General features: G+C 45.5%; 16 protein-coding genes. 1 reads left to right on the top strand and 15 read right to left on the bottom strand.

Annotated elements, in window-relative coordinates:
• Positions 1 to 12: 12 nt before the first annotated feature.
• From ahrC to ERX55_RS01060, 13 genes are all read right to left on the bottom strand, one after another.
• Complete coding sequence (ahrC, locus tag ERX55_RS01000) at positions 13 to 465, bottom strand: transcriptional regulator AhrC/ArgR (protein WP_133450717.1); 453 nt, start codon at positions 463 to 465, stop codon at positions 13 to 15.
• Positions 466 to 545: 80 nt separating this feature from the next.
• Complete coding sequence (locus tag ERX55_RS01005) at positions 546 to 1,343, bottom strand: TlyA family RNA methyltransferase (RefSeq protein ID WP_243721419.1); 798 nt, start codon at positions 1,341 to 1,343, stop codon at positions 546 to 548.
• The gene (gene dxs / locus ERX55_RS01010; protein WP_133450719.1) at positions 1,324 to 3,210 is read right to left on the bottom strand and encodes a 1-deoxy-D-xylulose-5-phosphate synthase; all 1,887 of its coding nucleotides are present in this window, start codon (positions 3,208 to 3,210) and stop codon (positions 1,324 to 1,326) included. The genes ERX55_RS01005 and dxs overlap by 20 nt, the downstream gene beginning before the upstream one ends.
• Before the next feature lie 87 nt (positions 3,211 to 3,297).
• Entirely contained in the window at positions 3,298 to 4,152 is an 855-nt protein-coding gene (locus ERX55_RS01015; protein WP_133450720.1) for a polyprenyl synthetase family protein, read from the bottom strand.
• Positions 4,149 to 4,343 carry an exodeoxyribonuclease VII small subunit gene (xseB, locus tag ERX55_RS01020; RefSeq protein ID WP_133450721.1) on the bottom strand — a complete coding sequence of 65 codons (195 nt, stop codon included), beginning with the start codon at positions 4,341 to 4,343 and terminating at the stop codon, positions 4,149 to 4,151. The genes ERX55_RS01015 and xseB overlap by 4 nt, the downstream gene beginning before the upstream one ends.
• Positions 4,336 to 5,676, bottom strand: a complete 1,341-nt coding sequence (gene xseA / locus ERX55_RS01025) for an exodeoxyribonuclease VII large subunit (protein ID WP_133450722.1) — start codon at positions 5,674 to 5,676, stop codon at positions 4,336 to 4,338. Before xseA ends, xseB begins: the two co-directional genes overlap by 8 nt.
• Entirely contained in the window at positions 5,673 to 6,062 is a 390-nt protein-coding gene (nusB, locus tag ERX55_RS01030; RefSeq protein ID WP_133450723.1) for a transcription antitermination factor NusB, read from the bottom strand. The genes xseA and nusB overlap by 4 nt, the downstream gene beginning before the upstream one ends.
• 41 nt (positions 6,063 to 6,103) lie before the next feature.
• A complete protein-coding gene (locus tag ERX55_RS01035; protein WP_133450724.1) occupies positions 6,104 to 6,436 on the bottom strand; it encodes an Asp23/Gls24 family envelope stress response protein in 333 nt (110 codons plus the stop codon).
• Between the two features lie 97 nt (positions 6,437 to 6,533).
• The gene (accC, locus tag ERX55_RS01040) at positions 6,534 to 7,883 is read right to left on the bottom strand and encodes an acetyl-CoA carboxylase biotin carboxylase subunit (RefSeq protein WP_133450725.1); all 1,350 of its coding nucleotides are present in this window, start codon (positions 7,881 to 7,883) and stop codon (positions 6,534 to 6,536) included.
• Positions 7,883 to 8,317, bottom strand: coding sequence for an acetyl-CoA carboxylase biotin carboxyl carrier protein (gene accB, locus ERX55_RS01045; RefSeq protein ID WP_133450726.1), 435 nt, complete (start codon positions 8,315 to 8,317; stop codon positions 7,883 to 7,885). Before accB ends, accC begins: the two co-directional genes overlap by 1 nt.
• Before the next feature lie 109 nt (positions 8,318 to 8,426).
• A complete protein-coding gene (efp, locus tag ERX55_RS01050; protein ID WP_133450727.1) occupies positions 8,427 to 8,984 on the bottom strand; it encodes an elongation factor P in 558 nt (185 codons plus the stop codon).
• 24 nt (positions 8,985 to 9,008) lie between these two features.
• Positions 9,009 to 10,061 (bottom strand): M24 family metallopeptidase, encoded by a 1,053-nt coding sequence (locus ERX55_RS01055; RefSeq protein ID WP_133450728.1) that lies wholly within the window; start codon positions 10,059 to 10,061, stop codon positions 9,009 to 9,011.
• A gap of 55 nt (positions 10,062 to 10,116) precedes the next feature.
• Entirely contained in the window at positions 10,117 to 10,947 is an 831-nt protein-coding gene (locus ERX55_RS01060; protein ID WP_133450729.1) for a lipoate--protein ligase family protein, read from the bottom strand.
• A 94-nt stretch (positions 10,948 to 11,041) separates the two neighbouring features.
• On the opposite strand from ERX55_RS01060, the gene ERX55_RS01065 reads away from it, so the two are divergent.
• Positions 11,042 to 11,425, top strand: coding sequence for a rhodanese-like domain-containing protein (locus ERX55_RS01065; RefSeq protein WP_133450730.1), 384 nt, complete (start codon positions 11,042 to 11,044; stop codon positions 11,423 to 11,425).
• Between the two features lie 39 nt (positions 11,426 to 11,464).
• On the opposite strand, the gene gcvPB is transcribed toward ERX55_RS01065, so the two are convergent.
• Together gcvPB and gcvPA are read right to left on the bottom strand one after the other, a co-directional pair.
• Positions 11,465 to 12,934 carry an aminomethyl-transferring glycine dehydrogenase subunit GcvPB gene (gcvPB, locus tag ERX55_RS01070; protein WP_133450731.1) on the bottom strand — a complete coding sequence of 490 codons (1,470 nt, stop codon included), beginning with the start codon at positions 12,932 to 12,934 and terminating at the stop codon, positions 11,465 to 11,467.
• Positions 12,927 to 14,270: an aminomethyl-transferring glycine dehydrogenase subunit GcvPA gene (gene gcvPA, locus ERX55_RS01075; RefSeq protein ID WP_133450732.1), complete on the bottom strand. Its 1,344-nt coding sequence runs from the start codon at positions 14,268 to 14,270 to the stop codon at positions 12,927 to 12,929. Before gcvPA ends, gcvPB begins: the two co-directional genes overlap by 8 nt.
• Between the last annotated feature and the right edge of the window lie 5 nt (positions 14,271 to 14,275).

The following is a 14,275-nucleotide window of genomic DNA, read 5'->3' on the forward strand; positions in this document are numbered from 1 at the left end:
TTAATCCCCCAACTATAACATATTGAACAATCGTTCAGTGACTACTTGACCTGCTTTCTCATCCCGACAAATAATCAGACATGTATCATCCCCACAGATGGTACCGAGAATTTCCTCCCATTCAAGTTGATCCAGAATCGCGCCGATAGACTGCGCATTGCCAGGCAAAGTCTTTAAGACCAGAAGGTTTGAGGTGCCGTCCAGTTTAACGAAAGAATCCATTAAATAACGTCCCAGTTTATCTAATGGATGAAATTTGCGGTCTTTAGGCAGACTATAGACATATTGGCCGCTTGGTGTAGGTATCTTGATCAGCTGAAGTTCCTTAATATCACGTGAAATAGTAGCCTGCGTCACGTTCAGGTTGACTTCATTCAGTTTTTCAACCAGCTCTTCCTGCGTTTCGATCTGCTGGTTGGAGATAATTTCTCTGATTTTAATCTGACGCATTGTTTTATTCGCCATGATGGTCCTCCCTGTATATTTATACATTATGTTAGCATATAACTGACTTCTTGCCTATTAAAATAGCCGATTAAATAATTTTAATCGGCTGTCTTACAGGTTATATCCTCTATCAGTGCATCTTCTATGGCATGAGGCTTCTCTTCATGCACCAGATAGATCAAATATTCAATATTACCGTTCGCACCTTTAATAGGTGACACCGTCAGATTTTCAGCACTGAAGTGATGCTTCAACGCACAAGCCATGACTTCCTTCACCACTCTTTTGTGGACTCCTTTATCATGGACCACCCCTTTGTCACCTACTTCTTCTCTATGCGCTTCAAACTGCGGTTTGATCAAGGCGACCACTTCACCCCCAGGTTTCAGGATGGTATGAAGGGTCGGTAATATCAGCGATAACGATATGAAGCTGACATCTATCGACGCAAAGTCGGGCAGTTCAGGAAAGCTTTCCGCTGTCACGAAGCGGAAATTGGTCTGTTCCATTACCGTTACCCGTGGATCAATCCGCAGGCTGTAGGCAAGCTGGTTTGTCCCTACGTCAATAGCGTAGCTTCTGCTGACACCGTTCTGCAGCGCGCAATCGGTGAAGCCGCCGGTAGAAGAACCAATATCCACGTGGATACGGTCCTTCAGCTTGAGATTAAATTCCTTGATGGCTTTTTCCAGCTTCAGTCCTCCGCGACTGACGTATTTTTTGTCCAGTCCCTTGATTCTGATTTTAGTTTCGGCAGGATTGATTTTTTCAGCGCCCGAATGAATACGCTCGTGTTCATTCAGTACTTTACCCGCCATAATAAACCGCCGAGCTTCATCCAGAGTCTCAAAATATTCACGTTCAACGAGCCAGTCATCAATTCTCTGTTTTTTCATTCTGTACCATCTGCTTGATTTCATCTACAAAATGAGCAGTGGTCAGCCCGATTTCCTGCAGCAGCTGGTCCACTTCACCCTGCTCAATATATTCATCCTGGATACCCAGTCTCTTGACAGGCACTGCAAAACCGTTGTCATTGAAATAGCTGGCCACAAGAGAGCCGAAACCGCCTGTCAGGATGGATTCCTCCACCGTCATCACAGGAATCTGCCGCTCATTTAACTGATCGAGATAGGCAGTATCCAGCGGCTTGATGAACCGTGCATTGACGACTTCAATGTTGATGCCCTCTTTCAGAAGTATCTCCTGTGCTGCCAGAAGCGGCTGAAGTGTCGGTCCAAACGACAGGACTACGGCATCCCGGCCTTCTCTCAGCACTTCCCACTTGCCATAAGGTACGCCGGTCGTTTTATCTGTGACTTCTACCCCGAGGCCATTGCCACGAGGGTAACGGATAGCAAGCGGTCCGCTATAGTCATTGAACGCACTGTAGACCATCTTCGCCGCTTCATCCTCATCTTTCGGCATCATCACGGTCATGTTCGGCAGATGCGTCAGGAACGGAATGTCAAATACCCCTTGATGAGTCTCGCCGTCAGCGCCGACAAGTCCTGAGCGATCAATTCCGAAGACCACATGCAGATTCTGACGGTCAATATCATGGAGCACCTGATCATAGGCACGCTGCATAAATGTCGAATAGATGGCTACGTAAGGCAGCATTCCATTCGCGGCAAGTCCGCCCGCCATTGTCACCGCATGCTGTTCAGCTATACCCACATCGAAGAACTGGTCAGGCAACTGCTGCTGGAATTTCGTCAGTTTACTGCCGACTGGCATCGCAGGCGTAATCGCCACAATTCTCTTATCCTTCTCTGCAAGCGCCATGACATTATCACTCATCAGCTGGCTCCAGCTCGGTGCAGTGGCACTGCCTTTAATCTGTTCTCCTGTATCCAGTTTATAAGGTCCAAGACCATGCCACGTGCCGATCTTATCATTCTCAGCATGCTCGTAGCCTTTTCCTTTCTTTGTGATCACATGAATCAGTACAGGACCATTGATCCGTTTAGAAGTCTCAATCGCTTCGCCAAGTTCCCGGAAGCTATGGCCATCGACCGGACCGATGTACTTGATGCCCAGCTCTTCAAAGAAAACACCGGCGACAACGAGATACTTCAGGCTGTCCTTAATACGGTCTGCTGAATCCCGCAGCTTATGACCGCCTGGCAGCTTGCTGAGAAAGCCGTCAATATCCACTTTTGCCCGGTTATAGTTCTGGTTGGTACGGAGACGTCCGAACATATTGTGCATGGCGCCGACATTAGGCGCGATACTCATTTCATTATCATTCAGAATGATCGTCATATTGGTTTTGTCATGTCCGATATGGTTGAGTGCTTCAAGCGCCATTCCCCCGGTCAGTGCGCCATCACCGATAATAGGCACGACATGATAGGATTCCCCCATAATATCACGTGCTTTAGCCATCCCCATAGCAGCAGACAGCGATGTTGAGCTATGGCCTGCTTCCCATACATCATGTTCACTTTCTGAGCGTTTAGGGAACCCGCTTAAGCCATTATGCTGTCTCAACCGATCAAACTGGTCGGCTCTGCCCGTCAATATTTTATGAATATAAGCCTGGTGACCGACGTCAAAAATAAGTTTGTCTTTTGGACTGTCAAAATGCTTATGCAGAGCAAGCGTCAGCTCAACTACGCCAAGATTCGCCCCGATATGTCCCCCGGTCACTGCACATTTCTCTATTAAAAACTTTCTGATTTCTTTACTTAACTGGATTAGCTCCTCATCTGACAGACCTTTAATATCTGATGGAGTCTTAATTTTGTCAACATCCATGCGTTTTCCACCTACAGTCTCAATTATTAATTAAGTTATATTATAGCACTGTGAGCCATAATGAACAAAAAAGCCATAACGGCTTTTTTAATTTTCACGTGATGTGATATAGGACAGCAGCTCAAGAAGTGATGCATCCCCACCAGACAACTCATGAATCATCTCTTCTGTTTCAGCGACCATCTCCTGCATGGCTTCTTTTGCCCCTGTCAAACCTAGTAATGAGACATAGGTGGATTTATCTTTTGAGACATCGCTGCCCGCAGATTTGCCCATCTTCTCAAAGCTGCCTTCAACGTCCAGAATATCATCTTTAATCTGAAAGATCAGACCGAAGTTCTCTCCTATCTTAACCAGTTGCCGGATAACAGCATCGGGCTGGTCAGCGATAATCCCTGCACATTCAAAGCAGGCACGGATAAGATCGCCTGTCTTATGACGATGAACGGTTTTCAGGTCATCTAATGTCAATTGTTTATCTTCTGAAGTCATATCGAGCATCTGACCGCCGACCATTCCTCTGCTGCCTGCCGCACCGGAGATCACGGCGATCAGTCTGATGCGCTGCTCAGCTGTCAGATGGTCATCCTGACTGATCTGATTGAAACTATCTGTCAGCAGTCCATCGCCCGCTAGAATGGCAACCGCTTCGCCGAACACTTTATGATTCGTCAGCTTGCCTCTTCTGTAATCATCATCATCCATCGCCGGCAAGTCATCATGAATAAGAGAATATGTATGAATCATCTCAATGGCCGCTGCTGTTTTCAGTCCTTTGTCCGTCGAGACATTGAAGAGGTCAAGTGTCGAAAAGAGCAGGACCGGACGGATACGTTTGCCGCCAGCAAGCAGTGAATAAGTCATCGCCTCATCTAAAAGCGGGCTGACTGGCTGGTCATATAAATCTGACAGATACTGTTCTACCCTTTCTCTAGCTGTCATTCTGCTGCCTCTGAGGTACTTAACTGATTGATTTTCTTCTCCGCCTGTACCAGCTGTTCCTGACAGGCTTTTGATAATGCCACACCTTTTTCATACAGTTCAATTGATTCTTCAAGAGAGACTTGATCGTTGTCCAGTTTGTTGACGATGGTCTCAAGTTCCGTCATCATCGTTTCAAAATTTTTAGCCATGCGTATTCTCCTTTACTGAATTCACGGTTGCCTCAGCTGTACCATCTGACAGCTGAATATAGATATCTTCGTTCGTTGAAAGCGCATCGATATGGCTGACGATCCCCTTCTTGTTACGGACGATACTATAACCGCGTTCTAGTATGCCGGTCGGATTAAGACTGTTAAGTAAACGGGATTGTAGATCCAGCTGATGTGCTGCCTTATTCATTTTCCGGTCAAGCAGCTGCTTCATCTGCAGACTCATTTCTTTCTCGTCTGACCGGAACAACTGCAGCTTATGACTCAGCCGCTCGGGTGTCAGCCTGACCTCAAGACGTATGTATCGCTCTCTGTGAGTACTAAAGCGCTGCTTCAGCAGATACTGAAGCCTTTGCTCGGTCTCATCTATCCGCTGCTGTTTCTGCTCTATCATCATCAGCGGGTTTCTGAAAAAAGGATGCTGCTGATAACGGGACAGTTTTTCTTTTTGGTAACGAATGTGCTGGACGAGGCGCTGATTCAGGAATAACTCAGATGCCTTGAGCTGCTGCATCAATTCCACCTGATCAGGTGTCGCCATGACAGCTGCTCCTGTCGGTGTCGGCGCACGCATATCCGCAACATAGTCACTGAGCGTCGTATCTGTTTCATGGCCGACCGCTGATATTATCGGTGTTTCCGCCTGAAAAATCGCTTCAACGACTTCCCTTTCGTTAAATGCCCATAGATCTTCTATCGAACCGCCGCCACGTCCGACTATCATGACATCCACACCGAGTTCGTCCGCATATCTAATATTTCTGACGATATCACTTGCAGCACCATTGCCCTGAACAAGCGTTGAAATATAGTGCACTTTTGCAAGGGGATAACGTCTGTTAAGTGTTGTCTCGATATCTCGTATGGCTGCACCTGTCGATGCAGTCAGCACCGCAATAGCAGAAGGATATTTGGGGAGCTTCTTTTTGTGTTCTGCCGCAAAATATCCCTTCTGCTTAAATTCTTGTTTCAGCGCTTCCAGTTTCTCATAGAGCTGACCGACCCCGTCCAGTGACATGCTGTCCGCATAGAGCTGATAGCTGCCTCTGTCTTCATATACTGAGACACGTCCTGTGATCAGAACCCCGTCTCCTTCTTTAGGCGTAAAATTCAGACGGGTCGCGTCACGCTTAAACATCATACCATTCATCACTGCATTGCCATCTTTCAAGGCAAAATACAGATGGCCGCTTGAATGTAGCTTGACATTGGACAGCTCACCTTTAATGTAGACCTTCTCCAGATAAGGGTCACGGTCAAACTTGGCTTTGATGTACTGCGTCAGCGCACCTATAGATAGATACTGGGTCATTGTTTCTGTTTGATGACTTCACTCAGAACACCGTTGATAAATTTATAGCTGTCATCATCCCCATATTCCTTGGATAAGTTAACTGCTTCATTGACCGCCACCTTATCCGGCACATCCGTATAAATCAGCTCATAGACAGCGAGACGCAGCAGAACGCGGTCAATTTTTGTCAAACGTTCTAACGTCCACTGCTTAAGATGCGGTTTAATCGCTTCATCGATTGCATCCTGATTCTTTTTCACACCTTCAATCAGTTCATCCATAAATGGATCCTGCTCGTTCGCTTCCAGTATAAAACGTCTGGCATCAGACACATCTATCGGCTCTTTAGTCTCCATCTGAAATAATACCTTTAGTGCATGTTCTCTCGATTCTTTACGACTCATGATTAATCTCCTTCAAAAATTCAGAGGATGCAAGCATCCTCCTAGTCATTAAATTTTATATTGATGATATGAATATTGATCTCTTTAGGGGTTAACGCTGTCATATTGGTCAGCGCGTTCTTGATATTCTGCTGAACCTGTTTGGCAGTGGCAGAAATTTTAGTGCCGTAGTCAAAGATACAGTAGGCATCGATATAAATATCGCTTTCTTTGACTTCCACATTGACGCCTTTAGCATTTTTGACACCGAGCTTATCCAATGATTTATATTTCTGTGCAAGTGAGACACCTTTAACTTCACTGATCGCAATTTCTGTAATGACTTCAATGACATTAGGCGCGATTTCAACTGTTCCTAGATTCTGTTTAGCCATAGCTTATGCCTCCTATCATATAATATGTTTATCATACCATTATTCTGCCGTGATTTTAACTGAAAAAGCAAAGAAAGAAGCCCTCGGGCTTCTTTCTTTATTCGATATTCAGTTTATGTTCATTCAGGAAGTCAGTGCTGTATTCAGCACTTCTGAACACAGGATGCTTGAGCAGCGCCTGGTGGAACGGAATCGTCGTATGAATGCCCATAATGATGTATTCATCCAGTGCACGCAGTGCACATTGAATCGCTTCTTCACGCGTCGGCTGGTGAACGATGAGTTTTGCGACCATGGAATCGTAGTAAGGCGGTATCGTATAGCCGTTATAACAAGCAGAATCCACGCGCACGCCGTATCCGCCCGGTACTAAGTACTGTGTGATTTCGCCTGCAGATGGCATAAAGTTCTTCACCGGATTCTCCGCATTGATTCTAAGCTCAATGGCATGACCCGTGAACTGGACATCCTCCTGCTTGAGCGTCAGCGGCTCACCGGCGGCAATTCTGATCTGCCATTTCACTAAATCACAGCTTGTCACCATCTCTGTGACAGGATGTTCGACCTGGATACGTGTGTTCATTTCCATGAAGTAGAACTGCTGACTGTCGAGATCATAGATGAACTCGATAGTCCCTGCACTTTCATAGCCCACGACCTGTGCCGCTCTGACTGCCGCAGCTCCCATCTCAGCTCTTGTTTCACTTGTGATGGCAGGGCTAGGTGATTCTTCAACCAGCTTCTGCATCCGGCGCTGAATGGTACAGTCACGTTCACCCAGATGAATGGTGTGACCGAAGCTGTCGGCCAGCACCTGAATTTCAATATGTCTGAAATTCTCAATGAACTTCTCTATGTAAAGGCCCTTGTTCCCGAACGAAACTTCCGCTTCCTGTTCTGTCATGCGAAAGCCCGTCTCAAGCTCCTCCTCGTTACGCGCCACCCGAATCCCTTTGCCGCCGCCGCCCGCAGTGGCCTTGATGATGACAGGATAACCGATACGCTCTGCTTCTGACTTCGCTTCTTCTACGGTGTCAACCAGCCCGTCACTGCCAGGCACCACCGGGACATTCGCTTTAATCATCTCTTTTTTGGCGATATCTTTAATCCCCATTTTGTTGATAGCTGCATGTCCGGGCCCGATGAACTTGATATTACATGCCTCGCACATCTCCGCAAAATCAGCATTCTCCGCCAGGAAGCCATAACCTGGATGAATGCCGTCACAACCCGTCGAACTGGCGATGGATAATATGTTCGGGATGTTCAGATAAGAATCCTTGGAATACTTCGGTCCGACACAATAGGCTTCATCCGCCAGCTGAGCATGCAAGGCCTCGCGGTCCGCCTCTGAATAGATGGCGACAGATTGAATGCCCAGTTCCTTTAAAGCGCGGATAATTCTGACTGCGATTTCTCCTCTGTTGGCAATTAGTACTTTTCTCATTATTTCACCTTGAAGAGCGGCTGTCCATATTCCACCATCTGGCCGTCTTCAACCAGTACTTCCACAATCTCTCCGGCCACTTCAGCCTGAATCTCATTGAATAATTTCATGGCTTCAAGAATGCAGACAACAGAATCTGCGGTGACATGATCCCCTATCTGGACATAAGGTCCCTTGTCAGGTGACGGTGACTGATAGAAGGTGCCGACCATCGGGGCATTGATTGTTTGAGTCGCTTCTGCTGCCGGCTTTGTCTCAGCTTGCGGCGCTTCTACAGCAATCTCCTGTACAGCCGGTTGAACCGGTGCATAAACCTCGCTGACTCTCGTTTCCTTAAAGAGCTTTACTTTCTGCTCATTATCTTCTATTTCAATTGATGTAAGTGTAGAGTCTTCCAGTACTTTTATCAGTTCTTTAATTTGTTCAAGATTCATAATGTTCTCCTTTGACAATCAAATTCATGTGCTAATCCCCATTTTACTTCAGTGGTCAGACCAATTCAAGAGAAAATAAAAAACCTCTCATGATGAGAGGTCTGAATCATTATCCACGAGAGACGTAAGAACCATCAGTCGTGTTGATCACTAATAAGTCGCCTTGGTTGACGAATAACGGCACGTTAAGTGTATAGCCCGTCTCAACTGTCGCCGCTTTAGTCGCACCTTGCGCTGTGTCACCTTTAATGCCTGGTTCTGTTTCAGTCACTTCAAGTGTCACTGTGTTAGGGAGTTCAACACCGAGCGTTTCCCCCTGGTAGCTTTGGATATGAACTTCCATGTTCTCTTTAAGGAACTTCAGTTCATGTGACAGGTTTGCTTCAGGCAGTTCTGTCTGGTCATATGTTTCTGTATCCATGAAGACATGAGAATCCCCGCTTGCATAAAGATACTGCATTCTACGGTTATCGATCTGTGCTTTACCGACTTTTTCACCTGCACGGAATGTCTTCTCCTGGATCGCACCAGTACGTAAATTTCTCAGTTTAGAACGAACGAAGGCCGCACCTTTACCTGGTTTTACGTGCTGGAACTCAAGTACACGCCAGATACCGTTATCTACTTCGACTGTTAAACCTGTTTTAAAATCATTGACTGAAATCATGAGTCATCCTCCTAAATTTGCTTTCTATAAAATAATAAGGTCTTTTGAAGCATGTGTAAAGCGCTTTAGACCACTTTCAGTCACTAAAACATCATCTTCGATCCGAACGCCGCCTAAATTCTCAACATAGATGCCGGGCTCCAGTGTGACACACATATCAGGTACGAGCTGTACATCGGAAGCCACAGAGAGACCAGGTCCTTCATGGACTTCAAGCCCTATGCCGTGCCCCAGTGAATGACCGAATGCTTCACCATAACCTGCATCGGCGATAATGTCTCGTGCGATCTGATCGGCTTCACACCCCGTCATTCCTGGTTTAATCGTCTTGAGCGCTGTCACCTGGGCATCCAGTACGATGTCATAGATTTTCCGCATCTCAGGCAGAGGTTCACCGACGGCAAGCGTGCGTGTGATGTCGGAAATATAGCCATTATAAATGGCACCATAATCCAGTGTGATCATATCACCTTGTTCAATCACCTTGCCGGACGCCACACCGTGCGGCAGTGCACCTCTGACACCTGACGCTACAATCGTATCGAAGGAAGAACCACTTGCACCTAGCTGACGCATGAACATTTCAAGTTCATTGCTGACCTCAAGCTCTGTCTTACCGGCCTTAATAAAGGTCTGAATGTGCTCATATGCCTGATCCGCGATGTCTGCCGCCTGCTGAATGATCTCAATTTCAAAAGGTTCTTTGATCATGCGGATCTTTTCAATTTCCCCTGCGATATCTACAAGTTCCAGATTCTGCCCTAGCGCCTGATACTGCTGGAAGGTGATAAGATCTCCTTCGAAGCCCGCAGTCCTGATATTTCTTTCCTGCAGAACGGCCTTAACACTGTCGAGTAACCCGCCTGCCTGCTTGATGACAGTGAAATCAGTCGCCTGTTCAGCTGCCTGGCTGGTATAACGGAAATCGGTAATTAAAATATTCTCTTCTTTAGTGATGACGAGTGCACCGCTTGAGCCTGTGAATAAGGACAGGTAGCGTCTATTGTACGGTGAAAGAACGATGATCGCTTCTAAATTTCTGTCTGCCAGCAGCTGCTGTAATTTGTCAAACTTCATAATTAATCCCCCATGTCTGAAAATTCTGTCTCGTTATATGATACCATATTGAAGACTAGCGTCGATAGGTCCATTCATCACTCATATATTTATCAGCGATGCGGTAGACTTCTTCTAACTGCTCATTGCTAAGGTCATAGGGCACAAGTTCAATGTCAAGGGCTTTCTCAAAGCCATTATGAAAGGCCTCTTCCATCTCCTCTATTGTCACATGTCGGTCAGATAAATCGTTAATGGCAACCGCTTTATCACTGAAGGCATTCTGCATTTTTTCACGCATTCTCGGATTCTGATAGATAAAGAGATCGAATAGTTCATCGACATCAATGTCCTGTAAGATAGAACCGTGCTGCAGGATGACACCTTTTTGTCTCGTCTGGGCGCTTCCTGCGACCTTTCTGCCTTCGACGACCAGCTCATACCAGCTCGGTGCGTCAAAACAGACGGAACTTCTCGGATCCTTCAGCTTGGCACGCTGCTCTGCTGTTCTCGGGATGGCAAATTCAGCGTCAAAACCCAGCGCTCTGAATCCTTCCAGTAAGCCGCCTGAAATGACACGATAGGCTTCTGTCACCGTCTGCGGCATATCAGGATGAGATTCTGGCACCACGACCGAATAAGTCAGCTCTTTATCATGGAGAACGCCGCGTCCACCAGTCGTTCTTCTGACCAGTCCTATACCATTTTCCTTCACTTTTTGAATATCGATTTCTTTCTGCAGCTTCTGGAAGTAACCGATTGACAAGGTTTTCGGATTCCAGCCATAGAAGCGGATCACAGGCTGCATTTTCCCTTCTGATACCCAGTTCAGGAGTGCTTCATCTAAAGCCATATTGAAATAGGGATTCTGCTTTTTTGTATTAATAAACAACCACTTTTCAGTCATATAACCATCCTTAATATAAATAGAGTAAATTAACTTTGAAATACGTCTTATTAATCTTTATAATGATATTATGCTATTTAGAGGAGGAAACAGAATGACAGTATGGATTATTCTTGGAATCATCCTTCTTGCACTTATCATTTATATCGCAATCAGTTACAATATCAATCGTAAATCTGTTACAGAGCTAAGTCAAGATGACTTTCAGGCAGGTCTTCGCCGTGCGCAAGTGATTGATTTGCGTGAAAAAGCGGATTATGAATATGGTCACATTGTAGGTGCTAGAAATATTCCAATGAGCATTTTCCGGACACGTATGCTCGGACTGCGTAAAGATCAACCCATTTATTTCATCGATAAAAACGGTGTCTCAAGTTACCGTGCAGCCCGCATGCTGAAAAAGAACGGCTATGAGCATCTTTTCATGCTGAAAGGCGGCTACAAGGAATGGAAGGGCCGCATTAAATCGAAGAACTAAAAAACTTCAATCCCTGTTTCAGGGATTGAAGTTTTTTTGTTATTTCTCGATTGTTCCTTCATAACGTAGAACCGGCTTACGGGCAGCTGTCGTTTCATCTAAGCGGCCGATCACTGTATGATGCGGCGCCTCTAAAACGATATCCGGATTCTCTTCTGCTTCTTTAGCGATCTGAATCATTGTATCGCAGAATTTATCCAATGTCTCTTTAGATTCTGTTTCAGTCGGTTCAATCATCATACATTCCTCAACGTTCAGCGGGAAGTAGATCGTAGGCGGATGGAAGTTAAAGTCAAGCAGTCTCTTCGCCATATCTAATGTACGTACGCCCAGTTTCTTCTGTCTGACACCGCTGATGACAAATTCATGTTTACAGTGCCTGTCATACGGCAGTTCGAAATAAGGTTGAAGGCGACGCATCATGTAGTTTGCATTCAGTACAGCAGTCTCTGATACTTCTTTCAAGCCATCCGGGCCCATTGTGCGGATATAAGTGTAGGCACGTAAATAGATACCGAAGTTACCGTAGAAGGGTTTAACACGACCGATTGATTGCGGACGGTCATAGTCAAATTTAAATGTATCATTTTCTTTGACGATATGTGGCTTCGGCAGGAATGGAATAAGATCTGCCTTTACACCAACAGGACCCGAACCAGGGCCGCCGCCACCGTGTGGACCCGTGAATGTTTTGTGTAAGTTTAAATGTACAGCATCAAAGCCCATATCGCCAGGACGCACTTTACTCATGATGGCATTTAAGTTCGCGCCATCATAGTATAATTTACCGCCGGACGCATGCACGATTTCGCGGATTTCCAGAATATCTTCCTCAAAAAGACCCAATGTGTTCGGGTTTGTCAGCATGATAGCTGCTGTATCAGGCCCTACAACGCGTTTTAAGTCTTCAATATCCACTAAGCCCTGCTCATTTGATTTAACAGTCACTGTTTCGAAACCTGCAACTGTTGCTGACGCCGGATTTGTACCGTGAGCAGAGTCAGGGACGATGACTTTTGTCCGCTCGTGCTCACCATTTGCTTCGTGGTAAGCTCTGATCATCATAAGGGCGGTCCACTCACCGTGGGCACCCGCAGCGGGCTGCAGTGTCACTTCATCCATCCCGGTGATTTCTTTTAAATGTTCCTGTAAGTCATAGATCACTTCAAGGGAACCTTGAATCGTTTTTTCATCCTGTAAAGGATGTGCCTGCGCAAAACCAGCCATACGGGCCACACGTTCATTGATTTTTGGGTTGTATTTCATTGTACAAGAACCAAGTGGATAGAAACCTGTATCAACCCCGTGGTTTTTGTTGGAAAGCTCTGTGTAGTGACGCATTAAGTCAAGTTCAGCAATTTCAGGTAACATCGCTTTTTCCTTACGGATAAACTTGCTATCCAGAATATCCTCAACTTTTTTGCCTTCTACTTCAAGAGGGGGTAATGAATAAGCGAAACGATTTTCTTTAGAACGTTCGAAAATTAATGGAGTTGCTCCTTTAAGCATTATAGGCACCTACTTTCTCAATGAATGTATCGATTTCTTCTTTTGTACGAAGCTCTGTAACAGCGATCAGCATGTGTCCTTCGTATTTATCATCGATACGACCTAAGTCATAACCACCGATAAATCCTTCTTCAAGGAGCTGCTCATTGATTTCAGGAACCGGCTTGTTGAATTTAACTACGAACTCATTGAATGAAGTACCCGGTAAGACATTAAATCCAGCTTCAATCATTCTGTCTTTCATATAGTTCGCTTTGTACAGGTTCTGCTCAGCCATTTCAACGACACCATTTTTACCTAATGCACTCATTGCTACAGAAGCTGCCAGGGCATTCAGTGCCTGGTTAGAACAGATATTTGAAGTCGCTTTATCACGACGGATATGCTGCTCACGTGCTTGCAGAGTTAAAACGAAGCCACGTTGACCTTCGTCGTCGTGTGTCTGACCGACTAAACGGCCCGGCATTTTACGTGTTAACGCTTTTGTTGTAGCAAAGTAACCACAGTGTGGTCCACCTAACTGAGCAGGGATACCGAACACCTGTGCATCACCGACAACGATATCAGCACCAAATTCACCTGGAGGCGTTAATATACCAAGTGCCAAAGGATTACTTGATACTACAAATAATGCTTTAGTGCCTTCAGTAAATGACTTGATTGCTTCTAAGTCTTCAATACTGCCGAAGAAGTTTGGATACTGAACCATCACACATGCTGTATCAGCATCGATTGCAGCTTTAAGCGCATCTAGATCAGTCACAGTATCTTTAACATCGATTTCAACGACTTCTAAATTCTGACCTTTCGCATAGGTCTGAAGAACAGCGCGTGACTCATCATTTACCGCTTTAGATACAACGATTTTCTTTTTACGCGTATGACCGCAAGCAAGCATTGCCGCTTCAGCGAAAGAAGTGCCACCATCATACATGGAAGAGTTTGCTACGTCCATGCCAGTCAGTTCAGAGATCATTGTCTGGAATTCAAAGATTGCTTGTAGTTCACCTTGAGAAATCTCCGGCTGATAAGGTGTGTAAGCTGTGTAAAATTCTGAACGAGAAATGACATGGTCAACCACGATTGGCATGTAGTGATCATAAACACCTGCACCTAAGAATGAAGCATGCGTTTCACTCGTCATATTTTTGTTGGCAAGGGCCGACAATTCTCTTAATAGAGCAGTCTCCGATTTTCTCTCTTTAATAGCAAGCGGACGATCAAAGCGAACTTTTTCAGGAATATCAGCAAACAACTCGTCAATCGACTGAATGCCAATTGTCTCTAACATTTCCTGCTTATCAGTTTCAGTTAATGGAATATAACGATGGCTCATAATCT

This window comes from Macrococcus bovicus (genome assembly GCF_004359575.1).
GTDB lineage: Bacteria > Bacillota > Bacilli > Staphylococcales > Staphylococcaceae > Macrococcus > Macrococcus bovicus.